General features: G+C 69.0%; 22 protein-coding genes. 10 read left to right on the top strand and 12 right to left on the bottom strand.

The features are described from left to right. Nucleotides 1-80: 80 nt before the first annotated feature. Nucleotides 81-1,328, bottom strand: a complete 1,248-nt coding sequence (locus tag ENSA7_RS31950; protein WP_181234305.1) for a phosphoglucose isomerase-related protein — start codon at nucleotides 1,326-1,328, stop codon at nucleotides 81-83. A gap of 91 nt (nucleotides 1,329-1,419) precedes the next feature. On the opposite strand from ENSA7_RS31950, the gene ENSA7_RS31945 reads away from it, so the two are divergent. Further along, nucleotides 1,420-2,997 carry a penicillin-binding transpeptidase domain-containing protein gene (locus ENSA7_RS31945; protein ID WP_181234304.1) on the top strand — a complete coding sequence of 526 codons (1,578 nt, stop codon included), beginning with the start codon at nucleotides 1,420-1,422 and terminating at the stop codon, nucleotides 2,995-2,997. 31 nt (nucleotides 2,998-3,028) lie between these two features. Continuing rightward, nucleotides 3,029-4,252 carry a tetratricopeptide repeat protein gene (locus ENSA7_RS31940; RefSeq protein WP_146158372.1) on the top strand — a complete coding sequence of 408 codons (1,224 nt, stop codon included), beginning with the start codon at nucleotides 3,029-3,031 and terminating at the stop codon, nucleotides 4,250-4,252. Here ENSA7_RS31940 and ENSA7_RS31935 read toward each other — a convergent pair. The 4 genes from ENSA7_RS31935 to ENSA7_RS31920 form a co-directional block, all read right to left on the bottom strand. Continuing rightward, nucleotides 4,236-5,030 (bottom strand): thioesterase II family protein, encoded by a 795-nt coding sequence (locus tag ENSA7_RS31935; protein WP_106093191.1) that lies wholly within the window; start codon nucleotides 5,028-5,030, stop codon nucleotides 4,236-4,238. The genes ENSA7_RS31940 and ENSA7_RS31935 overlap by 17 nt on opposite strands. Before the next feature lie 636 nt (nucleotides 5,031-5,666). Continuing rightward, nucleotides 5,667-6,269, bottom strand: coding sequence for a hypothetical protein (locus ENSA7_RS31930; RefSeq protein ID WP_146158371.1), 603 nt, complete (start codon nucleotides 6,267-6,269; stop codon nucleotides 5,667-5,669). 392 nt (nucleotides 6,270-6,661) lie between these two features. Beyond that, on the bottom strand, nucleotides 6,662-6,988 hold the full coding sequence (locus ENSA7_RS31925; protein ID WP_181234303.1) for a PEGA domain-containing protein: 327 nt from the start codon (nucleotides 6,986-6,988) through the stop codon (nucleotides 6,662-6,664). Between the two features lie 7 nt (nucleotides 6,989-6,995). Beyond that, nucleotides 6,996-7,964 (bottom strand): hypothetical protein, encoded by a 969-nt coding sequence (locus tag ENSA7_RS31920; RefSeq protein ID WP_106093188.1) that lies wholly within the window; start codon nucleotides 7,962-7,964, stop codon nucleotides 6,996-6,998. Between the two features lie 180 nt (nucleotides 7,965-8,144). Between ENSA7_RS31920 and ENSA7_RS31915 the strand changes: the two genes are divergently transcribed. Both ENSA7_RS31915 and cysS read left to right on the top strand, forming a co-directional pair. Next, nucleotides 8,145-9,032 (top strand): hypothetical protein, encoded by an 888-nt coding sequence (locus ENSA7_RS31915; protein ID WP_146158370.1) that lies wholly within the window; start codon nucleotides 8,145-8,147, stop codon nucleotides 9,030-9,032. 10 nt (nucleotides 9,033-9,042) lie between these two features. Next, a complete protein-coding gene (cysS, locus tag ENSA7_RS31910; protein WP_106093248.1) occupies nucleotides 9,043-10,671 on the top strand; it encodes a cysteine--tRNA ligase in 1,629 nt (542 codons plus the stop codon). A gap of 71 nt (nucleotides 10,672-10,742) precedes the next feature. On the opposite strand, the gene ENSA7_RS31905 is transcribed toward cysS, so the two are convergent. The 4 genes from ENSA7_RS31905 to ENSA7_RS31890 form a co-directional block, all read right to left on the bottom strand. After that, entirely contained in the window at nucleotides 10,743-11,435 is a 693-nt protein-coding gene (locus ENSA7_RS31905; protein ID WP_106093186.1) for a hypothetical protein, read from the bottom strand. A 137-nt stretch (nucleotides 11,436-11,572) separates the two neighbouring features. Then, on the bottom strand, nucleotides 11,573-12,967 hold the full coding sequence (locus ENSA7_RS31900; RefSeq protein WP_244923977.1) for a Vgb family protein: 1,395 nt from the start codon (nucleotides 12,965-12,967) through the stop codon (nucleotides 11,573-11,575). Between the two features lie 117 nt (nucleotides 12,968-13,084). Continuing rightward, a complete protein-coding gene (locus tag ENSA7_RS31895; protein ID WP_106093185.1) occupies nucleotides 13,085-13,750 on the bottom strand; it encodes a hypothetical protein in 666 nt (221 codons plus the stop codon). A gap of 30 nt (nucleotides 13,751-13,780) precedes the next feature. Continuing rightward, a complete protein-coding gene (locus tag ENSA7_RS31890) occupies nucleotides 13,781-14,035 on the bottom strand; it encodes a DUF4169 family protein (protein WP_106093184.1) in 255 nt (84 codons plus the stop codon). A gap of 91 nt (nucleotides 14,036-14,126) precedes the next feature. Here ENSA7_RS31890 and ENSA7_RS31880 point away from each other — a divergent pair, with 91 nt between their 5' ends. Together ENSA7_RS31880 and ENSA7_RS31875 are read left to right on the top strand one after the other, a co-directional pair. Then, nucleotides 14,127-16,034 (top strand): IgGFc-binding protein, encoded by a 1,908-nt coding sequence (locus ENSA7_RS31880; protein WP_181234302.1) that lies wholly within the window; start codon nucleotides 14,127-14,129, stop codon nucleotides 16,032-16,034. Nucleotides 16,035-16,174: 140 nt separating this feature from the next. Then, on the top strand, nucleotides 16,175-17,038 hold the full coding sequence (locus ENSA7_RS31875) for a hypothetical protein (protein WP_106093181.1): 864 nt from the start codon (nucleotides 16,175-16,177) through the stop codon (nucleotides 17,036-17,038). Between the two features lie 23 nt (nucleotides 17,039-17,061). Here ENSA7_RS31875 and ENSA7_RS31870 read toward each other — a convergent pair whose 3' ends face one another. Both ENSA7_RS31870 and ENSA7_RS31865 read right to left on the bottom strand, forming a co-directional pair. Next, entirely contained in the window at nucleotides 17,062-18,273 is a 1,212-nt protein-coding gene (locus ENSA7_RS31870) for a hypothetical protein (RefSeq protein WP_106093180.1), read from the bottom strand. A gap of 61 nt (nucleotides 18,274-18,334) precedes the next feature. After that, nucleotides 18,335-20,080, bottom strand: a complete 1,746-nt coding sequence (locus ENSA7_RS31865; RefSeq protein ID WP_106093179.1) for a formate--tetrahydrofolate ligase — start codon at nucleotides 20,078-20,080, stop codon at nucleotides 18,335-18,337. 171 nt (nucleotides 20,081-20,251) lie between these two features. Here ENSA7_RS31865 and ENSA7_RS31860 point away from each other — a divergent pair, with 171 nt between their 5' ends. Together ENSA7_RS31860 and ENSA7_RS31855 are read left to right on the top strand one after the other, a co-directional pair. After that, a complete protein-coding gene (locus ENSA7_RS31860) occupies nucleotides 20,252-20,932 on the top strand; it encodes a hypothetical protein (RefSeq protein ID WP_106093178.1) in 681 nt (226 codons plus the stop codon). A gap of 9 nt (nucleotides 20,933-20,941) precedes the next feature. Beyond that, nucleotides 20,942-21,226 (top strand): hypothetical protein, encoded by a 285-nt coding sequence (locus ENSA7_RS31855; protein WP_106093177.1) that lies wholly within the window; start codon nucleotides 20,942-20,944, stop codon nucleotides 21,224-21,226. A 9-nt stretch (nucleotides 21,227-21,235) separates the two neighbouring features. Here the strand turns inward: ENSA7_RS31855 and ENSA7_RS31850 are convergent, their stop codons facing one another. Continuing rightward, a complete protein-coding gene (locus tag ENSA7_RS31850; RefSeq protein ID WP_106093176.1) occupies nucleotides 21,236-21,790 on the bottom strand; it encodes a DUF421 domain-containing protein in 555 nt (184 codons plus the stop codon). A gap of 249 nt (nucleotides 21,791-22,039) precedes the next feature. On the opposite strand from ENSA7_RS31850, the gene ENSA7_RS31845 reads away from it, so the two are divergent. Together ENSA7_RS31845 and ENSA7_RS31840 are read left to right on the top strand one after the other, a co-directional pair. Beyond that, the gene (locus ENSA7_RS31845; RefSeq protein WP_181234301.1) at nucleotides 22,040-23,599 is read left to right on the top strand and encodes a serine/threonine-protein kinase; all 1,560 of its coding nucleotides are present in this window, start codon (nucleotides 22,040-22,042) and stop codon (nucleotides 23,597-23,599) included. 18 nt (nucleotides 23,600-23,617) lie between these two features. Next, on the top strand, nucleotides 23,618-25,022 hold a 1,405-nt coding region (locus tag ENSA7_RS31840; RefSeq protein WP_106093174.1), incomplete at its 3' end, for an aldehyde dehydrogenase family protein.

Genomic DNA, 25,022 nt, shown 5'->3' with positions numbered 1-25,022 from the left:
GACGGCCGGGCTCGCAAGCGAGAGGCGCTGCGCCGGGCGCGGGAGGCCAACGGCACTCGGGTCCGCCCGGCCCGTGTTGCTCACAAACGAACACGGATGCCGCGCTTGATCTTCTCGACCGCGGGCTGGCCGTAGGGATCGATCGACAAGGAGGCAGCCGTGACGGCGGTCTCGATCATCCCGTGCAACATCAGCGCCCCCAGGCTCGAGGGGCTCCTGTCACGCACCAGGAGGGTCCGTGTGGGCAAAGTCATGCTTTCGCAGGTGGCGTCGCGCTCGATCACCCGCAGCCGCGCGAGCTCAGCGAGGTCCCCGGCGTAGGTGCCCGCGGGGTCATCGTCGAAGTCGGCGAAGGTCACCCGGCCACGCGCCGGACCGTCGAGCAGCAGCTGCGCGACGCTGTGCTGATCGGCCGGGCCTCGCAGCGCGGTGACCAGCTCTCCGACCCGCGAGCCGTCCTCGCGCACGCGGCCCAAGCTCTCGCACTCGAGCTGCTGGGTCCACGCCGCCCAGTGCATCAGGACCTCGCTGTAGCACCACAGGATCGAGTACGGCGCGGGGTGGTCGAGCCGCCACCCGAGCGAGCGCGCGAGCGCGGCGCGTGCATCTGGCCCCGACGCGAGCCGCTCGCGCTCGTGGATCGCGGCCCGAGTCAGAAGCATGGGATCGAGGTTGGCGGCCCGCAGCGGGACCTGCCCGACCGCGGTGAGCACCGACCAGCGACCCCCGACCGCCGCGGGCATGGTCAGCTCGATGTGGCTGCCGCCGCTCGCCTCACGCACGCGGGCGTTGATCGGCGGAAGTGAAGCGGCGGTCGCATCGACGGGATCGCTGATGATCGTCGCGGGCTCGAGCCCGCGGGCCAGGCAGGCGTCGAGCAGGCGCAGCACCTCGATCGTGTTGCCGCTCTTCGACACGATCAGCAGCTTCGCGTTGCAGGCGGTCGCCCAGTCCAGGCAGTCACCCACGACCCAGGGATCGACCGAGTCCAGGATCCGCTGAGGCCCAGGCCGCAGCCCCGCGACCTCCGCGAACTCGAGGGCCGCGCGGGCACCGAGTGCGCTGCCGCCGAACCCCAGCAGCAAGGTTGGGCCGACCGGCACGCGGCGCAGATCTTTGTCGCTGACGATCCCCGCCTCGATGTCGAGCCACGACGGGCGCGCCTCGAGCAGCTCGACGATCGCTCGATCGCTCGCGGCCACGTTGGCCGCCGTCGGATCTTCGGGCCCGAACGTGACGCGATGAGGCGGGCGCGACTCGTCGGGGGCCGCCGCATCCAACCATGGGGTCCGGGAGCCTGACAGGGTCGTCGTCTCGGGCTTGCTCACCACCTATCCCTATCACCATTGGCCCAGCGCCGACCATGCCCCCGTATGCCGAGTTTTTGACCTGGACCGACGCACGATGTATGGCGAGACGATGACGGAGGAGCGAAGCGCGCGAGGCCGATTTGGCGGATTGGGCGCCATCTTCTTCCTGGCAACCCTGGGCGGAATCGCGTTCTATGTGCAGGAACAGTCGATCCCCGAGGATCGGGACGAGCTGCGCAAGCCCGCCACGGCGCTGCCCAACCTGGTCGACGACAACGCGCCGCCGCCCCTGGCCTGGCGCGATCGCCTCGACCTGGCCGCGATCGCGCTGACCCCGATCCTCGAGGCCGACGCCGCGCCCACGGCCCCGGTTGCCCAGGGCGCCGAGGCGGCGGCCGAGGCCGAGCTGTCGGTCGACCCCGCCACGGCCATGTACGTGCAGGACCTCGCCGACGGCCACCGCCTGCTCTACACCCTGGACCCGGTCCTTCACCAGGCGGCCCAGACCATCTTCCGCAACCGCGAGGTCCCCTACGCGGCCGCGGTCGTGCTCGATCTGCGCGACAACTCGGTGCTGGCGTTCGCCGGGCACTCGAGCATGGATCCCCAGGTCGACCCGCTCGAGATCCTGACCACCGCCTGGGCCCCGGCGGCGTCGACCTTCAAGCTGGTGACCGCCGCTTCGCTGATCGAAAATGGCGCGGCCACCCCGGCCACCAAGGTCTGCTTCCACGGCGGGCTGCAGGGGATCTCCGACGATCTGCTCGTCGACGATCCCAAGCTCGACACCCGCTGCGACACGCTGAGCAACGCGATCGCCTACAGCTATAACCTGGTCCTGGCCAAGCTCGCGCTCGGGCACCTCGATCAGCGCAAGCTCGAAGAGACAGCGACGAGCTTGCTGTTCCAGACCGAGATCCCGTTCGAGTTCCCGCTCGAGATCAGCCCGGCCCACATTCCGGCCGACGCCAACTCCCGCGCCAAGGTGGCCGCGGGGTTCTGGCACGTCGACCTGAGCCCGGTCCACGCGGCCGTGCTCGCCAGTATCTATGCCCGCGGCGGCATCTACCAGCCGCCGCACATCGTCGCGCAGGTGGTCGGCCCCGACGGCAGCGACCTGACCCCCGAGGTGCCCGAGCACAGCCGCGCGATCGCCCAGTCGGTCGCCGACCAGGTCGGGCAGATGATGATCGGCACCACCAAGTTTGGGACCGCGCGCGACAGCTTCCGCGATCCTCAGGGTGTCGAGTTCATCCCGGCCTACGACATCGCGGGCAAGACCGGCAGCCTGACCGGCAAGCGCGATCCGGTGCTCAACTACAACTGGTTCATCGGCTTCGCCCCCGCCGAGCGGCCCGAGATCGCGTTCGCCGTGGTCCTGGCCAACGACGCGCAGTGGCGGATCAAGGCCCACTACGCGGCGCGCCGGATGGTTCAGATCTACCTCGAGCGGCGCGACGCGATCGCGGAGGCCCGGGCCGCCAAGCTTGGGCTCGAGAAGCTCGAGCTGCCCGCCCGCGATCCCGAGACCGGCGCCCTGATCGCGCACGTGAAGAGCCCCGAGCGCCCGAGCAAGCCGGCCGGAGGCGACGACGCAGGCGTCAACGAGGTGCCCGATCTGGCCGACCTCGAGGACGAGCTGCCGCCGATCCCGGGTCCGCTGCCGTCGCTGCCCGGCGCAGATTGAGGGCGCCAACCCGAGGTACTCTCTGGGCCGCATGCGAGCCCAACTCAGCTGGCGGGCGCGGCCACGAGCGAGGCCGAGCGCGCGCGTGCTCGCGACCCGGCCCTCGACCAGGCTCGCGATCATCCTCGCAGTTGGGTTGTCCTGGACGCCGGTCAGCTGGACCCCCACAGCCCGCGCGGCGGCGCCCGAGCAGAGCGAGGCTGATCTAAAGCAAGCCGCGCGCGCCCAGGTCCAGGCTGGATCGGCCGCGTTCGGGGCCGGCGACTTTGCCCTGGCGATCGAACACTACGAGGCCGCGATCGCGCTGCTGCCCGCGCCCAAGCTGCACTACAACCTGGGTGTGTGTCACCAGCGGCTGTCGTTGAGCGCACCGACCCCGGAGCAACGCACGCACGAGCGGGACCTCGCGATCGAGAGCTACAACGCGTACCTTCAGCAGAATCCACGCGCAGAAGATCGCTTCGAGGTCGCCGCGATCATCCGCGAGCTCGGCGGCACGCCAGCGACGATGCCCGCGCTGATGCCCGTGTTCGAAGACGACGAGGATCAAGTCGAGCCCCAGCCCGATCCCGAGCCCGAGCCCGAACCGGAGCCCGAGCCCGAGCCCGAGCCCGGCGCGATCGTCGACAGCCCGCCGACGCAGCCCCGGCCCCCCTACTACCCCCACCATGGTCGGTTCGGGGTCAGCATGGCCGGCGGCTACAGCCCCACGATCCACGCGGCCGCGGACATCAACGCCGAAGGCATGATCGCGCTCGACCTGCATGGCGGCGGGTTCCTCGGCCCGCGTCGTCGGTTCTTGCTCGCGGCGCACACTGGCCTGCACAACGGCGCCGGGTCGAATCGCGCGGGGCTGTTGCTGTCGGGCTTCAGCCTGGGCTTGCTCGGCCAACAGACCTGGGTTGTCGGCCGCGAGGCGGTCTCGCTCGGGATCGGCAGCGTGGTCGCGCTGGCCGGGCAGAGCCTCGACATCCGCTCGGGCGGCGTGTCCCCGGCGTGTCGGATCGGCGCCAACACCCGCGTCGCCTCCCGCAGCGGCGTGCTCTTGGCCCCGCGGCTCGAGCTGGGGATCCTCATGGGCGCGCGCCGCCGCGGCATGATCGCGCTGCTGGCCCAGCCCGGGTTTGCGATCTTCGGTGACGGCCGCAGCGGCGAGGGCTGCGAGCCTGGCGAGACCCCGTGGACCAACCTGGGCGTGCGTCGCCGCTGGCAGTTTCAGCTGTGGGCCGGCGCCGGGTTCAATTTCCGGTTTTAGACGTGGCCGGCGACGACAGGGCCTCGACGACCTTCGAGAGGACCCACGCCTGACCTCGATCGCTCGACAGATAGAAGTGACCACCGTCGAACTGCGCGCAGTCGAACGCGCCCGTGGTCCGGTTGCGCCACAGCTCGAGCTCCGTGCGGGTCACGTGGGGATCTTCGTTGCCGCCGAGCGCCAAGATGTTCGACTCGATCGGCGGCTCGTCGTCGACGTGATGGTTCTCGTTGACCGCGAGATCAGCCCGCAGGATCGGCAGCATCCGCTTGAGCATCGCGGGCTCGACCAGGATCTCGCGCGGGATGCCGCCATAGATGCGCTGGACCTCGCGGATCAGGTGGCGGTCCGGGAGCTCGTGCAGCCGCAGCGTGCGTCCGGTGCCTGGCACCGTGCGCCCCGACACCACCAGCAGCGCGGGCGGGCGCAGGCCTCGCCGTCGCAGCTCGTAGACCAGCTCGAGGCTGAGCAGCGCGCCGAGGCTGTGTCCAAAGATCACCACCTGAGAGCTCTCGAGCAGCGGCTCGATCGCGCGGGCCAGCGGATCCGTGATGTCGCGGGCGGTGGTCGACAGCGGCTCGTCGACCCGCGCGCCTCGTCCTGGCAGCCGCACCGCGAGCAGCTCGACGTCGCTCGGAACCAGGTCGGCCCAGGGACGAAACGCGCTGGGGCTGGCGCCCGCGTGGGGCAGACAGATCAGTCGGGCGCGCGCGTCGGGCTTGGGAGTCGGGCACGCGATCCACGTGCGTGTCGCATCGAGAGTGTGGTCGTAGTGCATCGAGACTCGACCGGAATTCTAGTACGGACTGATCCGTCGAAGATAGCTGCGCCGCGACCGGAGCCACGATGACCGAGCAGCCACTGCGCGAAAGTTGGCTGGCTCTGCCGGCCCGCCGGGGCGGGGGTCCCATGACGACTCCGTCGGCATGGGGGAGGGGCTGCGAAGCCCCTCCATATCAGGAGCGAGGCCGAAGCTGTATCCGGCATACTGCGAGCGCCGAGTCGACAACGGCAGGTGCGGCCCCAGATGTGCCTGGCGTCGTGAATTCAAACTGGTCGGTGCTCTAGGTGGTGCGGCGGGTGCAGCACCGCAGAAGCGCAGGTCGTGCAGGAGCATAGTGCTCCAGATGCACGCCGTCGTGCACGCGAGCCGCTGAGTCGGGTGCATGCCCGAGCGCAGATATGACGCACGCGATGCTCTCTTGTGGCCGCGAGTCATCGGCTAGAAGGAGGCACCATGCCCATCATCAAAACCATCGTGTTCGTAGCACTCGCCGCCTGCGGCGTCTCGCCAGCCCAAACCCCAGCCGCCGCCGATCCGCCCGAGCAGCCGCCCGAGTTCGAGCCCACTGAGCCGGTCGTGAAGCCGACCGATTCGCACTGGTGCTGCCAATCGACCGACCCCAAGACGCAGTCAGGTGAAGGCTGCAACGCCTTCTCGGGCGCGATCGAGCTGATCAATGCGTGCGCCGAATACCTCTACTGCGAAGGCAACGCTGTGAAGCACGATGGCAAGGTGACCTGTACTTCGTGAACGGGAGATGACCCCGTCGCTGGTGGGTGGCGGCGGCGCGAGGCAGCCGAAGTGCTCGGGCGGCAGCGCGTCGAGCTCGACTTGGGTGCGGACGTGGGCGAACAGATCGTCGACGATCTCACGGTCGAAGTGGCGGCGGTACGCGGTCGCGATCGTCGACGCCGAGCTGCCGTAATCTACGTCTGCGTAGAGCTGCAAGAAGGCGCTGGCACCGAACTCCTCGAGCAACCAGGCCGTGAGCTCACCCGAGACGTAGTAGCCCCTGACGATATCGCCCAAATCGTATCCACTCTTGGCGATGCGAAAATCAGCCGCAACGAGGTCAGGTGAGAGCGAACGGGTACATGAAAGCGGTGAGACTGCTTCGGCGACCCCCTCACTGAATAGCGGGACCGTGGGCTGGTCGGCGAGGCGAGCGTGAACGAGTTCGTGGGCGGCGGCCCGCTCGAAGAGATCGTAGTCGAGGAGGACGAACGGGACCAAGCGCCGCAAGACCGCGGTGGCGGCGTAGGCCTAGAGGAGGAAGCTTGCCAGCAACGTCTCACGGGCAGAATGCAGCGAGTGAACGAGACACCCGAGGCGACGCGCGACGCTCCTAAGCGGCGACCCCCTGTGGGTCGACCCGCGACACTAGACAGCGCACGCCACCGACCGGACATGGACATGCAGCTCTGCGCCGCGGCGACCGCCGCGGACGTAACCTGCGAATATCAGAATGACCCACAGTCGGACCCAGATCGTTCCCTCGCTGCCTTCCGCCCGCGAGGTTCTCCGGGAGATCCCGAAGACGAGATTTTCGGTTGACAAAGGTCAATCCATATCAGGAGCTAGTTCCCTCCATCTGGAGTTCCGCCAGGAACTTCGGATACAGGGCGCTAGCGCGGGTCAGTCAAGAGCTCAGCGGCGACGACGACCGCCCCCCCAGCCTGCTTCTCGACGCGGACAGTCCGCTGGACCGGGAAGTGCCCGGGCTTGCGGACCTCGACCCGGTGCACGCCCGCGGCCAGGCGCAGCTGGCCCGACACCGCCGAGATCTGGCCGATGTACTGCCCGTCGACCCACACGTCGGCGTCGGGTGTGTCGCAGCTGATCTCCAGCACGCTGGTGGGCGCGGCGCGACCCGACTGGGTGTGCGCGCAGCCAGACAGCGCGAGCACGAACACCCAGACGACCGCGCGTCGCCAAGGTCCACCCCCGAACACGGGGCGGCTACTGCATTCGTACGCGGAGGGCATGGGCACCATCGACGCGCAAGCCTACCAGCGCGAAGCCAGGAAAGCTCAGGTCTTGTAGGGCGCGACCGAGCTGCTTGGCGTCGATCCGGCCGCCGACCCGCAGGATCGCGGTCCCGTCGGCGCTGATCCCCGCGAGCTCGACGGCGTCGACGCCGATCACCGCTTCACGCAGCGATCGCTCCAGGCTTGCGACCCTGGCCGCCGGCCACGGCTGCTCGACCCGCAGCTCGAGCTCACCGCGGGCCACGACCGCCAGCTCGTCGGCCAACTCACCCACCGCGCGATCCAGGGCGATCCCGGTGGCGACCTCGATGTCCTCGGCGAAGCCCCGACCCGTGAACCCGAGCTCGAGCTCGACCGCGCCGGTCGTCTTGGCGGTGATCTCCACGGCGGCCGCGCGCACGTGGGTGTTGGCCACCGCCCCGCGATCCTTGCACGCGATCGTCAGTGACAGCGTCGCGTCACCACCGTCCGCGACGATCCCATAGGCGCGCAGCGGCCCGGTCAGCGCGGCTTCGTCGATCCCCGTGCACCCGCTGACCTGCAGCTTGCCGAACCGAAACCCGCTCGGGCGCTGACTGGCGGCGACGACGGCGATCCGCTTGCGCAGGCGCGGCAGATCGATCTCGACCTCCACGCTGACCTCGACGTGATCGGCGCCGGTGGTGACCTCGAGCACCCGGTAGGCCGCCGTCCAGGCCTCGGCGCGGGCCAGCACCTGGGCGACCGCGGCCGGGTCGGTCGGGATCTCGACGCTGGAGATCGCCTGCTCGAGCGCGGCCTTGCGGGCCTTCGCGGTCGCCTCGTCCCGGGCCCGGTCGGGCTTCCCCGCCGCCGCAATGGCGGCTGCGTTCGCCTGGATCGGCGCAGCCTCGGCGCGGGGGCAAACCACCAAAAACGACGAGACCGCCGCCAACGTGCTCGCGACCGCAAGCGCGGACAAGCGAGCCCCTGAGCCCAACGGACGGCGCATGTCCCGAGATTGCGCGGTCATGGGTCCGATCGCAACAAATCCAAGATCTCGGACGATCGCGGCATGTGCCGCCGGGTGCCATGGGTTAATTCCACGAGCGTCGCTTGCGGGCCCTGGTGTTTGGGGTCCGTCTGAGCTACATCCCGCGCCATGTTGCGTGGTCCGTTTCCGGGACATCGACGCTACAGCATCACCCATCGCGCAGTGCAGAGGCTGCGCGAGCTGGTCCCGACCATGGACGACCTCGACGACGAGGCGTTGCGAGATCAGCTGGATGTAGCGCTTGGCAAGGCGGAGGACGGCGGCAAGGCCGTGCGGACCCTCGACGCGATGCTGGGCGAGCCACAGGTGCTGATCCCCGTCGAAGAATTTGGCGAGACGTTATTCGCCATCATCAAAGAAGACACCGTCGTCACGGTCCTGCCAAAGGGCCACGGCGAGGAGATCCTTCAGCGCGGGCAGGCCCTGCAAGCGAAGGTCGCCACTGGTGAGGTTCAAATGCCGGATCGGGAGCCGGTCGCCGAGCGCTGGGAGGGCCGACGACGCTGGCGTCGTGAGGCCCCCGGGCCGGTCGTGATCGAGCGCCCGCGGCCGGTGATCGTGCGCGACGAGCCCGAGCCGACGACCCTGCCCGCCCGTGCGTCGGGCGGCTTGTCCGGTTCAACCGCCCGCGGCGTGACTGGTTCAACCGGCCGCAGCGTGACTGGTTCAACCGCCCGCGGGGCTGGCCTGTCCAGCGCTGGCGGCAGTCAGTCGGTCGACGCCGCCACGCTGACCGAGGACACTGGCTGGGTCGGGCACGCGCCCACGCCCGAGCGACCAGACGAGCCCGTCGCCGCCGCGTTGTGGGACGCGCTCGAGCGTGGCAGCCGTCGCGCGGTCGTGGCCGCGCTCCACGAGCTGATCGATCGCAAAGAGCGCGACGACGACCTGCTGCCCGTGTGGAACGAGATCGCCGAGCTCGGGATCCCCCAGGGCCTCAAGCTCGGCGACCTGATCGACGCCTGCGCGCTGTCCAAACAGGCCGAGCTGTCCTAAAAGCGGCTTGATGGCGCTGCACGTCTTCAACACCCGCACGAAACAAAAAGAGCCGTTCGTCCCCGCCGACCCCAAGGTGGTGCGGATCTACACTTGCGGTCTGACGGTGTACTCGCACATGCACATCGGGCATGCGCGGACCTACTGCTTCTGGGACGTGTTCCGGCGCTGGCTCGAGTACCGGGGCCACCACGTCATCAGCGTCATCAACTACACGGACATCGATGATCGGATCATCTCGGGTGCCGCGGGCGGTGGCACCGGGATGCTCGACCACGCCGAGCGGATCATCGCCAGCTTTCGGCAGGACTGCCGCGCGCTCAACATCAAGGACTACGCGACCTACACCCGCGCCACCGACTTCGTGGCCGAGCAGATCGACGCCGTCCAGGCCCTGCTCGACAAGGGTCACGCGTACGTGAGTGACGGCGAGGTCCTCTACGACGTCCGCAGCTTCGAGGGCTACGGCGAGCTCTCGGGCCGCACGATCGAGTCGCTGCAAGAGGGCGCGAGCGGGCGGACCGACGCGGCCGAGCGCGAGCGCAAGCGCTTCTTCGCCGACTTCACCCTGTGGAAGCCCAGCAAGCCCGGCGAGCCCAGCTGGGAGACCGGCCGGCCCGAGTGGCCCAGCGGTCGGCCCGGCTGGCACATCGAGTGCTCGGTGATGAGCACGACGACCCTGGGCGCCCACTTCGACGTCCACGGCGGCGGGATCGACAACCTGTTCCCCCACCACGAGAACGAGGTCGCGCAGGCCGAGCCGCTGTGCGGCCACCCGTGGGTTGGCTACTGGATGCACCCTGCGCACCTGCAGCTGCTCAACGAGAGCAACGAGCCGGTGAAGATGAGCAAGTCGCTCGGCAACGTGATCTCGATCCCGCAGCTGGTCGAGCACCACAGCGCCGAGCAGATCCGGTGGTTCTTTGGCGTGACCCACTACCGCTCGTCGCTCGCGTTCAACTGGCAGCTGCTGGCCGAGTCCAGCAAGGGCTTCGAGAAGATCCAGCGCGCCGCCGCGATCCTCGAGCGCCGGCTCGAGCAGGCGTCGGACGATGAGCTGAAGATCCCCGTGCAGGGCACCTACGCGAGCTTGCGCCCCGGTGATCAGGCGGTCCCGCGCGAGCGTGAGAGCTTTGTGTACGGGGCGTTTGGCGAGGCCTCGACCCGCTTCATCGATCGCTTCATCGCGGGCATGGACGACGACATGGGCACGTCCAAGGCCACGGCGGCCGTGTTCGACTATGTCGGTGAGCTGTTCGTTGGCGGCATCGAAGCCAGCGACGACGTGCCCAGCCTGCTCGCGGCCTACCGCTGCCTGACCCGGCACCTGTGGGTGCTCGGCGCAGAGCTGCCCAACCCGCGGCTGTACCCCGAGCTCGCGGTCGAGTGCACCCGCAGCGCGAACGCAGGCGGTGGCGACGACACCGAGCGCGTCGCGGCGCTCGGCGGCGTGATCGACAAGCTGCTCGAGGCCCGGCAGGACGCGCGCAAGGCCAAGGACTTTGCGAAGTCGGATCTGATCCGCGATCTGCTGCAGGCCGCCGGCGTCGCCGTCGAAGACACCCCCAAAGGCCCCCGCTGGGCTGTTATCAGCTTGGCCCAGGCTTCTGGCCCACTTGCGAACGACGTCGTGGACTAGCTGTTTTCAGCTTGGGCCAGGCTTCTGGCCCAAGCTGAAAACAGCCTGGCCCAAGCTGAAAGCAGCCTACGTCAACCGGCGGCGAAGCTGGCGGTGAAGCTGGCGCCGACCTCGGCCGCGCGGGCCGGGATCTCGGTGACTTGACCCTTCACGTCCTCGATCTGGGTGAGGATGCCGTCCTTGAGCGCGGTGACCTCTTGGATCTGCGCCTCGATCTCGGCCTTCTTCTCGCCCATCGCGACCTTGGCCTTGGCCGTCAAGCTGGCGACCAGCTTGGTCGACAGCTCGACCGCCTCGAGGCCGATCTGGACGATGTTCTCGGTCGCAACCGTGACGCGGGCGGGCGTGGTCTCGAGGCCGACCTTGATCTCCTTGAGCTTCTGCAAGGTCGCGGTCAGCTCGGCCTTGGCGTCCTCGGCGATCGAGAGGTCAGCGCTCAGCTCGATCTCGGCGCCGGCTTCGGTGATCGCGAAGTTGGCCTGGACCATCGCCTTGAAGTCGGCGGCGCTCAGGCTGTAGCGCTCGGGGATGGTCTCGATCTCGCCCATGAGGGTCTCGGCGTCGGTGATCGGGGCGATCACACCGTCGACCTCGGCCTGCAGGCGATCGGGGATGGCTTTGAGCGCCTCGAGCGGATCGCCGGCCTCGCCGGCCTCGTCGGGGTTCTCGGTCTTCTCGCCCTTGGCTTTCTTCTCGCAGCCACCGGCGGTGAGAGGGAGCGCGAGCAATGCGAGGATGAGGGCGGTGTTGATTTGTCGGAGCATGGGAGTTCGATCGTTGGTTTGGGAGAGAGCGGGAGTCCGCAGCGTCGCTGCGGCCCCGCTCGATGGCACCCGGTAGCCACAATGTCAAGACGACCGGCAGCCCATGATCGCGCATGATCGCGGCTTCCAGCCCCTGCTCACCCCTGGGGCTCGTTACAGGTCACATTGCTCAGCTGCCCGCCGCTCATGTCCGAATACGTATACGGGGCGTTGAGCCCCATATACGAGGCGATCTCATAGGTGTCCGGGTCGATCCGAAACGCTTCGGTCCCGCCCAGGGGGATGGCCCAAATGAAGCCATCGACATCGACGCTGACCCCCCGATAGTTGCCCTGGGCCGGGAGCGGGACCGTATCGCCCACGACCATGGTCTCCATGTCGACCCAGCCCACGCCGCCGACCGTGCCCGACCAGATCCGGCCCTGCAAATCTTGCGCAACCCCGGTGCCGCCGCTGCCGGGGAGGTTTCCGATCGCGCTGGTCCACTGGCCGCCCTGGGGATCGAGGCGCCGCGGGGCGTCGGTCCACGGCCGGCCCTCGCTGTCGACGGTCAAGCCGTAGCTACCGCCCGAATAGATCTGATAGCTGAGATCGCTGTAGTTGACGCGCACGACCGTGCTCTGGCCGAACACGAAAAACCACATGTTGCCTTCATTGTCGACGGCGGCGCCGTAGGGGCCAAGACCCCAATTCGACGCGCCGAAGGTGCACTTGACCTCGTCGTGCGGGATGTGAATCGTGTCCTCGACCTCGCCAGTATCGCCATTGAGACGGTGCACATACACACCCGTCTCACCGCATTGACCGGGCGAGCCGCTGTCGCCCGTGGTCGTCCAGATCTTCTGGTTCTCCCACACGCACGTGGCCTCGTTGTAGGTGCCCGAGGTCCACGCGACCGGGCGCTGGACCGACATGTCCGGGAACGGCGTGTGCCAGGCGATGCACTCGTCGGCCGCAAACGCGCGAACGTCGTTCTTGCCGGTCGAGGTGTCGATCATGCCATTGTTGTTCTTGTCCTCGCAGTCGTCGAGGTCGGCCCAGATCTTGGTGATGCCCACGTGGCGGTTGGCGATCGCCACCGCCCGCCCGTCGACGCTGACCGAGGTCCGCGACGGGCTGCCGCCTTGATCGGGGCGGGTCCAGTAGCGGCCCTCCTCTTCGAGCGTGCGGGTGTTGAGCTTGGTGACCGTGTTCTCGCCGCTGTTGGCGATCCAGATGTAGCTGAACTCGGCCTCCCCGCAGATGTCCCCGCCCTGGCAGTTCTGCCCGCCGCCGTCGCCAGCGTCGACGGGATCGAGGGTGTCGAACTTGACGCCGTCGGTCTCGGTGCCGCTGTCGGGGTCGGTCGTGTCGGTGCTCGTGGTGCTGCTCGTGCTCGTCGTGTTCGTCGAGCTCGTGCTCGTCGTGGACCCGTCGGCGCTGGACTCGTCGCCGTCGGTCTCGCCCGAGTCGATGCCCTCGCTCGCGGTGACTTCGGTCGCGCCGGACCCCTCGACCTCGGCGCCGCCGCAGCCGGCCAGGAGCACCGCCATTGCGAGTGGAGCAGGAGCGCACGCAAAATTCAGCTTCGACATCACCATCATCAACCTCGGCCTCACGGTACCCAGGTTGGCCGCGGCGGGTCAACGACCAACGCCCGCGGGGACGGATCACATGCTGATCGAGACCCGCGCGACGGTGATGTCCCAGCGCTGGTTCGCGCTCGGCTGGCTCCGAAACGAGAACAGGAAGCCGGGTTCGTAGGCGCTGACGACCCCACCCATCTCGGGCAGGGCGAACACGCTGAGCTCGCCCCCGGCGTCGAGCAGGTCGGCGAGCAGCATGAACCGGTAGCCGCTCAGCCCGGTCCCGAGCAGCGAGCCGATGTCGACGCCCGCGGAGGCCTGATCGATCGTCACCGCCAGCTTGGTCCCCGTCAGCAGCGCCGCGGCCCGGCGATCCGGCGTGGTCGCGAACCAGTCCACGGTCCCGCTGATGACCTTGCCACCGTCGCCCTGCAGACCCACGACGCCGTCCGCGGTGAGGCTGACGATCCAGTAGCCGCGCGGATCGACGACCGCGCTCGAGCGCGCGCCGAGCTCGGCCATCGCGGTCGCGACTGCCGCCTGCGACTCCCCGTGGGCGCGATCCAGCAGGGTGTTCCCCTGGGCCCGATCGACGTAGCCGTCGAACTCGTCGAGCGAGATCTCGAAGGTCCCGTCGAAGTCCATCGGGCTGAGCCCCGGTCGCCACTCGACGTAGGCCTGAGAGCCCGCGCAGCCGAGCGGGGCCAGGGCGAGCAGGGCAGACAACAAGATCCGAGCGCGGCGGAGCACACCGGACGATGCCACGCCGACTCAACGCCGTCACCCCGGCTCGGGCGGGTCGGCTGGCGCGGAGCTGGGATTCTCGGACTCGGGCTCGGGCCCATCGCGCTCGGGTTCCTCGCGCTCGCGCTCGTGGCCGGCGTGGGCCTGCTCGGCGAGCTCACGCTCGGCCGCGGCCGCGCGCTTGTCGGCCTTGGTCCGACCATGCACGACCCGCTGCCAATCCGCCTGCTGCTGCTTCGCCTCGCGACGCTTGCGCTTGCGAAACCGATTGAGGTTGACGACGTCGCCCACGGTGGCTGCAACATAGCACTCGCGCCGGCGCCAGACCGACCCGTTCGCGGGCTTCCCTGGTAGACTGGCGCGCATCGAACCACTGGCTCACATGCTCGTACTCGCCTGGAAGACCTCACCTCGCGTGGCCGCGGCCGCGTCTGTGCCCCTGTTGCTCGCGTGCTCGTCGAGCAGCCCAAACCCATCCAACGACAGCCCGGCGGACACCAGCGGGATCACGCTGTCCGGCGACGGTGACGGCGACCCCGGCGACGGCGACCCCGGCGATGGCGACGGCGAGCCGGGCGACGGCGACGGCGACCCCGGCGATGGCGACGGCGACACCGACACCGACACCGACACCGACACCGACGGTCCCAAGTTCGATATCCAGAGCGAGGGCGATCTCGATGACCCGGGCTGCCTGCAGTGCTCGGCGGATCTGCACGCCATCGAAAATTGTCAGGGCGCCGAGGTCGAGGCCTGCGCCCCCGACGAGGCCTGCGACAGCTCGACCTGGACCTGCTCGCCCGCGTGCGAGGCCATGGTCAACAACAAGTCCTCGATCGGCTGCGAGTACTTCGCAACCGAGATGGACAACGAGTCGGGCGGCAACACCTGCTTCGCGGCCTACGTGGCCAACACGTGGAACCAAAACCTGCACATCACGCTCGAGTATGGCGGGCAGAACCTGAACGTGGAGGCCTACACGCGGGTCCCGCTGGGGTTCGGGCCCAACCTGACGCTGGCCCCGTATGACGCGGGCGACGGCCTCGCGCCCGGCGAGGTCGCCGTGGTGTTGCTCAACGGTCCGGCGCCCAACGGCGGCGGGGTCCCCTGCCCGATCGTCCCCGCGATCGCGCAAGACACCCGGATCTCCGGCACAGGCAAGGGCAGCTCGTTCTCGATCACCACGGATCTTCCCGCGGTCGCCTATCAGATCAACCCCTACGGCGCGGGCATCGGCGCCGCGGTTGCGGGCGCCTCACTGCTGATCCCGACCAGCGCCTGGGACACCAACTACGTGGCCGCCGACGCGTACGAGTACGACCTGCCGGGCCGCGCGCCCTCGATGAACATCATCGCGACGCAGGACGACACCACCGTCACGATGAACCCGATCGTCGCGGTCCAAGGTGGCGGCGGGCTGCCCAACGCGGCCGCCAACCAGGTCCTGCAATTCACGCTCGATCGTGGCCAGCACGCCCAGTTCTCCCAGCCGGCCGAGCTGACCGGCAGCATCATCGAGTCCGACAAGCCGATCGGGTTGATGGCCGGCCACTCGGGCCTGCGCGTGCCGGTTGGGGTGTCGTACGCCGATCATGCCGAGCAGATGATCCCGCCCGTGCGCGCGCTCGGCCACGAGTACGTCGGCGTCATGCACCGACCTCGCGGCAACGAGGGCGCGGTGTGGCGGATCGTCGGCGCGGTCGATGGGACCACGCTCGACTGGACCCCCGACGTCGGCGGGCCCGCGACCGTCGAGCAGGGCGAGATCGCCGAGTTCATCACGCCCCAGGCGTTCGTCGTCACCAGTCAGGACGCCGAGCACCCGTTCATGCTCCATACCTACATGAGCGGCTCGGGCTGGGCCCCGATCGGCGTCAGCGGCCACGGCGACTCGGACTTCGTGATCAGCGTCCCGCCCGAGCAGTACTTGCCGTCCTACGTGTTCTACACCGACCCGTCGTACCCCGAGTCCAACCTCGTGGTGATCCGCGCCAGGCAGGCCGGCATGTTCTGGCCGGTCGACCTCGACTGCTACGGGCCGCTCGATGACTGGCAGCCCGTCGGCGACTACGAGTGGACCCGCATCGATCTGATGACCGGCAACTATCAGCCGGCCAACGGGTGCTCGACGGGCGTGCATCAGATCGACAGCGACGCGCCCTTCGGTCTGTGGATCTGGGGATGGGGCACGCCCGCGACCACGGAGTTCACGCAGAACCGGTCCTACGGGTACCCGGGTGGCATGAACATTCGGCCGATCAACGATCTGGTGATCGATCCGCAGGGGTAGCTGGCGGACCGGGTCCCGAGGCCGCTCCCGCCCCGCGCGCTCGGGGCTTGGGGCGGCCCGCTATCCGGATCTGGGGCCGCTCCCAGGCCGGTTGGCGCGGGCTCGATCCGCGGTCGGAAAATACGCTAGAACTCCGGCCCGTGCCCAAGAGCAGCCGCAAACTAGACGCCCTCGCCGCCCTGCTCGAGCGCACCGGCGGCGATCCCAAGCGGATCGAAGCTGTGCGCCGCGCCCAAGGCTTCCGCCGTTCGTGGGTCGACCTCGCCGAGATCCTCGTTCAGGTCCGCGCCCGCAATCTGCACGAGAAGTGGGGCTACCCCGACTTCTACGCTTACGCGCAGGACGAGCTCACGCTCAAGCGAGGGACCGTCGACAAGCTGACCGTCAGCTACAACACGCTCGAGCGCCACGCACCCAAGATCCTCGAGCACGACGGCGTCGCGACCAAGATCCCCTCGTACGACGCGCTCGACTACTACAACCGCACCGTCGGGGAGCTCGAGGCCGTCAGTGACAGCTCCGAAGAGGCCGCCAACGAAGACCCCGAGCAGCCGCGTCGGCGCGCGCGCGTGCCCCAGCTGCCCGGGCCCGAGCTGCGCCAGGAGTTCGAGGACGCCGTGTTCAACGAGGGTCAGCCGCTCGGCGAGCTGCGCAAGCGCTTCGACCCGCACTTCTTCCCCAAGCCCAAGGGCGCCGAGGAGCTCGAGCGCATCAAGAAGGCCAACGGGATCGCCCGCAAGCTCGCCGAGCTACTGACCGAGATCGAGGGTCTGCCCGACATCCAGGTCCGCAAGCTCGAGGCCGAGCTGGGCAAGCTCCGCACCCGCCTCGACGAGCTCGCCGAGCCGATCAAAGAGCAGGTCACCAAGGCGACCGCGCGGGCCAACAAGCGCGCGCTCAAGGCCCGCGCCGAGCTCGCTGAGCAGCTCGCTCGCGAAGCTGGTGACGCGTCGGAAGACGACTCGTCCAAGGCCCGCAAGCGCAAGGCGGCTGCGGCGACCTAGCCTAGCAGGCCAGGCGCCCACGCTCAGCCCTCGGGCTGATACTCCTGACAGGCCAGATCAATGTTGTCGACGAGCGCGGCCTCGACCGCTTCGGGCACCGCGGCGGGGCCATCGCAGACATCCGCCGCGTAGCCGTTCATGCCCTCCTGCAGCATCGCAAACTCGAACAGCCGCTCGGCGTGATAGGCCTCGACCGGCGCGCCGCAGCTGCGCGGCTGACCGCAGAAGTTGTCGCCCGCGTTCATCATGGGATCACCCGCGATCACGATCGCCGAGACCCCGGCCGGGTCGCCGCCCTTGAGCGCGACCAGGGTGCTCTGCAAGGTCGCGACCGCCTGACCGCCAACGTTGCAGCCGATCCCGCACAGGTTGCCGCCCTGCTGGTCGTACCAGCCGTAGTCGTCGACGTCGCTGAGCAGCACGACGACCAGCAGCGCGTCGTCGCGGACGAACCCGCTGCTGTCGCCGTCGAGCAGGTTGACCGCCGAGCTCAACACATGCTCGCACCCCAGCGGCGCGCCGCCGCTGTTGCCAGCCTTGGTCGCCGCGGCCTCGAAGTGGACCGAGATCTCGTTCGGCGCGTACTCGAGGCTGTCGAACCACGGGTTGGGGTCGGCCCAGCCATTGGGCACGAGCCAGCCGTTGTCGTTGTCGGCCGTCACGCCAATCCGATAGTCGATCCCCCCGCAGTTGAGCCCCTCGAGCGTGTCGACGATGCTCAGGAACGCCTGCCCGGACTTGAGCGCGTTGATCTCCTGGATCATCGACGCCGAGCCGTCGAGCGCGAACAGCATGTCGATCTTCTGACAGCCGAGCTCGCACGGCATCCCGTCGTTGCCTTCGTCCGGGGGCAACACGTCGAGCTTGGGACCGCCGTCGCCGTCCCCGTCGCCGTCGCCCGAGTCGCCGTCCCCATCACCCGGATCGCCGTCGCCCGAGTCGCCGTCTCCGTCGCCCGGGTCCCCGTCACCCGAGTCGCCGTCGCCCGTGTCACCGTCGCCCGAGTCGCCGTCTCCCGGGTTGGTGTTGCCGCTGGTGTTGTCACTCTGCTCGTCCGGGTTGGGCCCCGCGTTGACGCAGATCATGCTCAGGCAGGTGAGCCCGGGATCACAGGCGCCGCCGCCCGTGCACTCGCAGCCCTCCGCACCCACCACGCACTCCTGCTTGCAGCCCTCGAGCGTGAGGCCAAAGGTGAACGCCGTCAATCCAACGAAGGTGAGAGCAAGCTTGCGCATGCCTCACACGATACTCCGTACCCCGTCCTCGATGGGGCACAACCATCAGGCCCTCAGGGCCTCAGGATAGCCCCACGATGTTGCCCGCCGCGTCGAGCCCGATGCTCTGCGCGGCCGACTTCTTGGGCATGCCCGGCATCAGCATCAGATCACCGGTGCGCACGACCACGAACCCGGCCCCGGCGCTGAGCTTGAGCCCGGCGACCCGCAGCCGCCACCCGGTCGGGGCGCCGCGCAGCTCGGGGTTGTCCGACAGCGAGTGCTGGGTCTTGGCCACGCAGATCGGCAGCTCGTCGCCGCCGCACGCGACGATCTGCGCGAGATCGGCCTCGGCCTCTTCGCTCCAGTCGACCCCGTCGGCCCGATAGATCGTCCGCGCGAGGGTCTCGACCTTGTCGCGCAGCGGCACCCCGAGCTCGTAGCAGGGGTTGAGCGGGCGGTTGCCCTCGGCGCCCGCGGCCATGACCGCCTCGGCCAGCGCCGTCGCCCCCTCGCCGCCGCGACCAAAGCCGTCGGAGATGGCCCAGCGGGCGCCCTCCGCCTCGATCAGATCGACGAGCGCCTGCAGCTCGTCGTTGGTATCGAACCCGAACCGATTGATAGCGACGACCACGGGGACCCCATAGACATCGCGGAGGTTGGACAGGTGCGTGCGCACGTTGGCGAACCCCTGCGTCAGCGCCTCGATGTCCTGCGCGCCGAGCTGGTTGAGCGCGACGCCCCCGTGCAGCTTGAGCGCGCGACAGGTGACGACCAGCACCGCGGCGGCCGGGAACGTGCCGAGCTGACGACACTTGATATCGAGGAATTTCTCGGCGCCGAGATCAGCCGCGAACCCAGCCTCGGTCACGACCCAGTCCGCGCTGTGCAGGGCCAGCTCGGTCGCGACGACGCTGTTGCAGCCATGCGCGATGTTGGCGAAGGGTCCACAGTGGATCAGCGCCGGGGTCCGCTCGATCGTCTGGACCAAGTTGGGCGCGAGCGCGTCGTAGAGCAGGACCTCGAGGGCGCCGATGCAGTCGAGCTCACCCGCGCGGACCGGGCGACCGTCGCGGGTCCAGCCCACGACCATCCGCTCGAGTCGGGCTTCGAGGTCGGCGCGATCCTTGGCCAGCGCGAGCACGGCCATGACCTCGGACGCGGCGGTGATGTCGAAGCCGCTCGCGTGCGGGAACCCGTCGGACTTCTTGCCCAGGCCGATCTCGCAGTGACGCAGCTGGCGATCACACACGTCCAGGACCCGCCGCCACGCGATCCGAGCGGGATCGAGATCGCCCGGCTTGGCCTCGGCCTTGCCCCGCTTGATCGCCCGCTCCTGGTGATGCACGTGGTTGTCGACCACCGCCGCGAGCAAGTTGTTGGCCGAGGTCACCGCGTGGAGGTCACCGGTGAAGTGCATGTTGATGTCCTCCATCGGCAACACCTGCGAGCGCCCGCCCCCCGCGGCGCCGCCCTTGATCCCAAAGGTCGGACCCAGCGAGGGCTCGCGCAGCGCCAGGCAGTGCGAGACGCCGAGCTTGCCAAACCCCTGCGCGAGGCTGATCGAGGTCACCGTCTTGCCGTCGCCAAACCGGGTGGCGGTCATCGCCGTGACCAGCACCAGCTTGCCCTGGGGTCGCTGCGCGCGGCGACGCTCGAGCACGTCGAGCGAGACCTTGGCCTTGTGGCGTCCGTAGGGCTCGAGGTCGTCCGCGTCGAACCCCAGCTGCTCACCGATCACGTTGATGTGGGCGAGCTCGGTCGCCTGCGCGATCGCGGCGTCGGGTGGAAGATCGGGGAGCGGCGACAGGGGCGGGAGCTCGGCCATGCGCATACCGTCCACTGGCGAACCCGGCGCTGACAAGTCCGAGTTTGAAGCCACCCCACCGCACGCTCGGGGTCGGGTTAAATCATCGTTCGTGCTCGAATTGGCCTGATCTGGCGTGGATCCATCGCCCCCACCGATACTGAACTACCATTCAGCCCACGGAGACTCCTCGTGACCGCAGCCAAGCTCATCTCTCTCCCCGGCTTCAGCTCTCCCGCTTCGCCCGAGGCACCCAGCGACGCGCGCCCGCTCGCCGAGCTCGCCGCGCCGGGTCGCATCGTCGAGCTGTGTGGCCAAGCTCAGTCGAGCACCGCGGCGGCGATCCTCGTCCACGCCCAGCGCGAGGGTGAGACCGCCGCGTGGATCCAGCTGGCGCAGGGCGAGCTCTACCCCCCCGATCTGAGCGCCGCCGGGGTCGACGTCGAGGCGCTGCTCGTCGTCCACGTACCACCGAGCGGGTCCGAAAAAATATCCGGCCCAACAGGTCAGTGCCGCGCGGCGGAGCTGCTGCTTCGCTCCGGTGGGTTCGGTCTGGTGATCCTGGACTTTTGTCGCGCCGAGCCCGAGGGCTCCACGGCGTGGCAGGGACGACTGCTCGGCCTCGCCCGCCAACACGAGGCGCGGGTGCTGATCTTGCGCCGGGACACCCGCGAGCAGCTCGCGTCGCTCGGTCCGCTGATCAGCATGCGCGTGGCCTCGCGCGTGGAGCGAGCGCAGGTCGACGATGATCCCCCCGGCTTCACCCGGCGCACGGGTCGCTTCGTGATCCGACACGAGGTGCTCAAGAACAAGTCGGGCGGCCCGCTCGAGCCGGCGCCATTGCTGGTCCGTGGACCGTGGGGCTTGCTGTAGACTCGCCGCGTGTCCCCTGCCCTGCGGTCATTCGATCTGGCGCTCGTCTGCTCGACGCTGGTCCTGCTCTCGAGCCTCGCGTGCACGCCCGCCGGGCTCGCGCAGATCAGCGCCGAGCCAACCGCGTGTCCCAGCGAGCAGCTCGAGATCAGCGAGGCCCATCAGCCGCTGGAGGGGCCGAGCTCGTGGACGGCCACTTGCTTCGCGTCGTCGGGCAACGGCGAGGCCCCGCCCCAAAAATGGTTCTGCTCGCGGATGCATCAGCGGGTGATCTGCACCGAAGACCCGCGCTGAGTCGGCGGGTCAGCCCCTCGCGTCATCGTCTGCATCGGCTTCCGCGTCTGGCATGCGGACGCCGGCCAAGCTCGAGGCCTCGATCGCGTCGTCCTGCGCGATCACGCTAAACGAGCCATCCGTCTCCAGCACCACGGCGTGGACCTGCTCGATCGCCGCGTGCCCGGCCGAGCGGACCGCCGCGCGCACCTCTTCGGTGGTGACTCGAGACCGGCGCAACATCCCCGGCAGGTAGCCGCCGCGATACAGCAGCAAGGTTGGCTCACTGCTGACGATCCGCCGGACCCAGCGCACGCGAACGCTGGCCCACGAGATCACGAACTGCAGGCCGATCAGCACGAGCAGCCCCACCACCCCCTGAGCCAGCGGCGTGTCCTTGCTGAGCAGCAGCGTCGCCAGCGTCGAGCCCAGCGCGATCGTGACGACCAGATCGAAGGCGTTCATCTTCGCCAGGGTCCGCTTGCCTGCGACGCGCAGGATCACGACGAGGCTGGCGTAGCCAAGCACGCCGAGCGTGACCGTGCGCGCCAGCGTGTCCCAGCCATCGAACAGGATCGAGTTCATCGCGGCCCGCCAGACTCTAGCGTCGACAACTGCGGCAGCAATGTAGACCCCCTCGCATTGATTTCGCGGGGCGGGGCGCCAGCGTGCTCGTCTTGCTGCGTGCTCGCGACCCCTCCCCCGAGCCAGCCGCTTGGCGTTGGCTGGGTCGAGCGACCCCAGCCGATCTCGGCAAATTCTCGAGCGATCGCGTGCATTCGGCTCACACAGCGTCGCGGTTTCATGGTCCACTGCCGGGGAGACGAGCCTCAGGTGACCTGGTATCCGACCACGAGCGACGGCGAACGAGCCACCAGCGACGCGGCCGAGAGCGACGCGCATCACCCCGCCGCGCCCTCACTCAGCCCCGTCGCGCCCGCGCGCACTCCCGTCGCGCCCGCGCGCACTCCCGTCGCGCCCGCGCGCACTCCCGTCGTCGCGCCCACGCGTACCGGGGAGACCGTCATCACCCGCGCTGACGATCTGCCCACGGTCGCGCTCCCGGCCCAACAGCGTCGGTCGCAGCGAGAGGTCGACGACGATGACCCCACGATCGCGCGGCTCGGGATCGGCGATCTCCACCCCACCAGCCGCACCGCGCCCGACGAGCTCACCCTCGACGACGAAGATCCCACGATCAAGCACAAGGCCGTGCGTCGGCAGGCGCCGCGGGCCGAGCTGCTCGATCACCGCTACCAGCTGAGCCGCCAGATCGGCGCGGGTGGCATGGGCGAGGTCTGGCAAGCGCGCCACGTGCAGCTCGGCCGCGAGGTCGCCATCAAGTTCCTGACCAACGAAGAAGGCGGTCCGCGCTTCAAGCTCGAGGCCCAGGCGATCGCGAGCGTGCGCCACAGCGGGGTCGTCGATGTCCTCGACTTTGGCGAGACCAGCCAGGGCGTGCCCTACTTCGTCATGGATCTGCTCGAGGGTCAGACCCTGTCCAAGCGCGTGCGCGCGACCGGCCCGCTGTCGTGGGCGCTGGTCCGCAACATCGCGCTCGAGGTCGCCGACGCGCTCGCCCACGCGCACGCCGTCGGCGTGGTCCACCGCGACCTCAAACCCAGCAACGTGATCGTGCTCGACAATCCACCGCAGCGTGGATCGTCGACCAAGCTGATCGACTTTGGCATCGCCAAGCTGCTCGGCGCCCACGCGCCCAAGCTGACCCAGAACGGCTTCGTGCAGGGGACCCCCGCGTACATGAGCCCCGAGCAGGTGCTCGGCGAGGATGTCGACGCCCGCACCGACGTCTACGGGCTCGGCTGCCTGCTCTACTACTTGCTCAGCGCCCAGCGACCGTTCCCCGACAAGTCTGGCGCCGCCGCGCTGCGGGCTCAGCTCGACGAGCTGCCGCCGCGCTTCGCCGAGGTCGTGCCGGGTCAGTCGATCCCGCCCGAGGTCGAGGCCCTCGTGTTTCGGGCGATCGCCAAGGACAAGGACGCGCGCTTCGACTCGATGTGGGACATGCAAGCGGCGATCATCGAGATCCCGCCGGACGCCAGCGCGAGCATGTCCGGGTCCTCGCCGCCGCACAAGCTCAAGCCAGCGGATGCCAGCGCCTCGGCCAGCCTGCGCACGACGGACAGCTATGGGGCGATGAGCCCGGCTGACACCGCGCCGTCGAGCTCGTCGAGTCACACGCAGCCGAGCGCGAGCGCGAGCGCTGCGTCTGCGTCTGGGTCTGCGTCTGCGTCTGGGTCTGCGTCTGGGAGCGCCGCGGTGTCATCGCAGACATCAGGCGGGGCTCGGATCGGGCTCGTGCTCGCGGTGGTCGGCTCGCTGACCTTGGTCGCCGCGGCGATCATCGGCATCATCTGGGCGCTGACCAGCTGACCGCTGCCCGCTACGACCATGTCTTCGGAACTTCACGCGCTGTTCTCCAAGCTCGAGCTCTCGCTGCCCTTCGTCACCCCGAGCTCGACCACGCTCGCCTGTGAAGATCCCTCGCGCGGCGTGGTCGTCGGCCACCTCGCGCAGGACGACAAGCCGCGCGCGCTGGTCAAGGTCGACGCGGCCGCGCGCAGCTTCGCGTCGCTGCGCGAGGTCCCGGCGCCGGTTCGGGGGGCGATCGTCAGGGCCATGGGCGAGCGCCTGCGCGAGCACAAGCAAGCGCTCGCCCAGCTGGTCTGCGCCGAGGTCGGCAAGGGCATCGAGGAGGCCCGCGGCGAGGTCCAGGAGATGATCGACATCTGTGACTACGCCGTGGGGCTGTCACGCATGATCGGCGGCAAGACCTTGCCCTCGGAGCGGCCCGAGCACCGCATGTTCGAGCAATGGCTGCCGCTCGGGCCGGTGCTGTGCATCTCCGCGTTCAACTTCCCCGTGGCCGTGTGGTCGTGGAACGCTGCGATCGCGCTGGTCTGCGGCGATCCGGTCATCTGGAAGCCCAGCTTGCACGCGCCGCTGTCGGCGATCGCGGTCCATGGGCTCCTGCAACCGGTGCTCGAGAGCGCGGGCCATGGCGACGCGATGCAGCTGGTGATCGGGCCCGACGATCCTGTCGCGCGGGCGCTGGTCGATGATGTTCGGCTGCCGCTGGTCAGCGCGACGGGGTCGTGCGCGATGGGCCGGGCCGTGGCCCCGCGGGTGGCTGCGCGTCTCGGTCGCTCGCTGCTGGAGCTTGGGGGGAACAACGCGGTGATCGTTGATCGTAGCGCGGACTTGGAGCTGGCTGTGCGGGCGATCGCGTTTGGGGCGGCCGGCACGGCTGGCCAGCGCTGCACGACGACCCGGCGGCTGTTCGTCGAGCGCTCGATCGCGGGGGAGCTGACGGCGAAGTTGGTCGCTGCGTATACGCAGCTGGGCGAGCGGATTGGGGACCCGCGCGACGCTGATAATTTGGTGGGTCCGCTGATCGACGGGGCGGCGGTCGGTCGGTTCTCGGCGATGGTTGCTCACGCCAAGCGGCTCGGGGCGACCGTGCTCGCGGGGGGGAGCGCGACCCATGGTGGTGGGCACTATGTGCTTCCTACGCTGATTCGGGTGCCTGACTCGCTGGGTCTCGATGAGGACTTCGCGCCGATGCAGACTGAGACGTTTGCGCCGATCCTGTATCTGCGTAGCTTTCCTGATGGTGAGCTGGAGCGGGCGATTGGGTGGCACAATGGTGTCGAGCAAGGGCTGTCGAGTGCGTTGTTTAGCGATAGCTCTCGGGCGATTGAGCGGTTTTGGAGCGCGGCTGGGAGTGATTGTGGGATTGCTAATGTGAATATTGGGACTTCTGGGGCGGAGATTGGTGGGGCGTTTGGGGGGGAGA

It is taken from the genome of Enhygromyxa salina, assembly GCF_002994635.1.
Classification (GTDB): domain Bacteria; phylum Myxococcota_A; class Polyangia; order Nannocystales; family Nannocystaceae; genus Plesiocystis; species Plesiocystis salina_B.
Note: the sequence above shows the minus strand (reverse complement) of the source record. Positions and strands in the feature narration are given on the sequence as shown.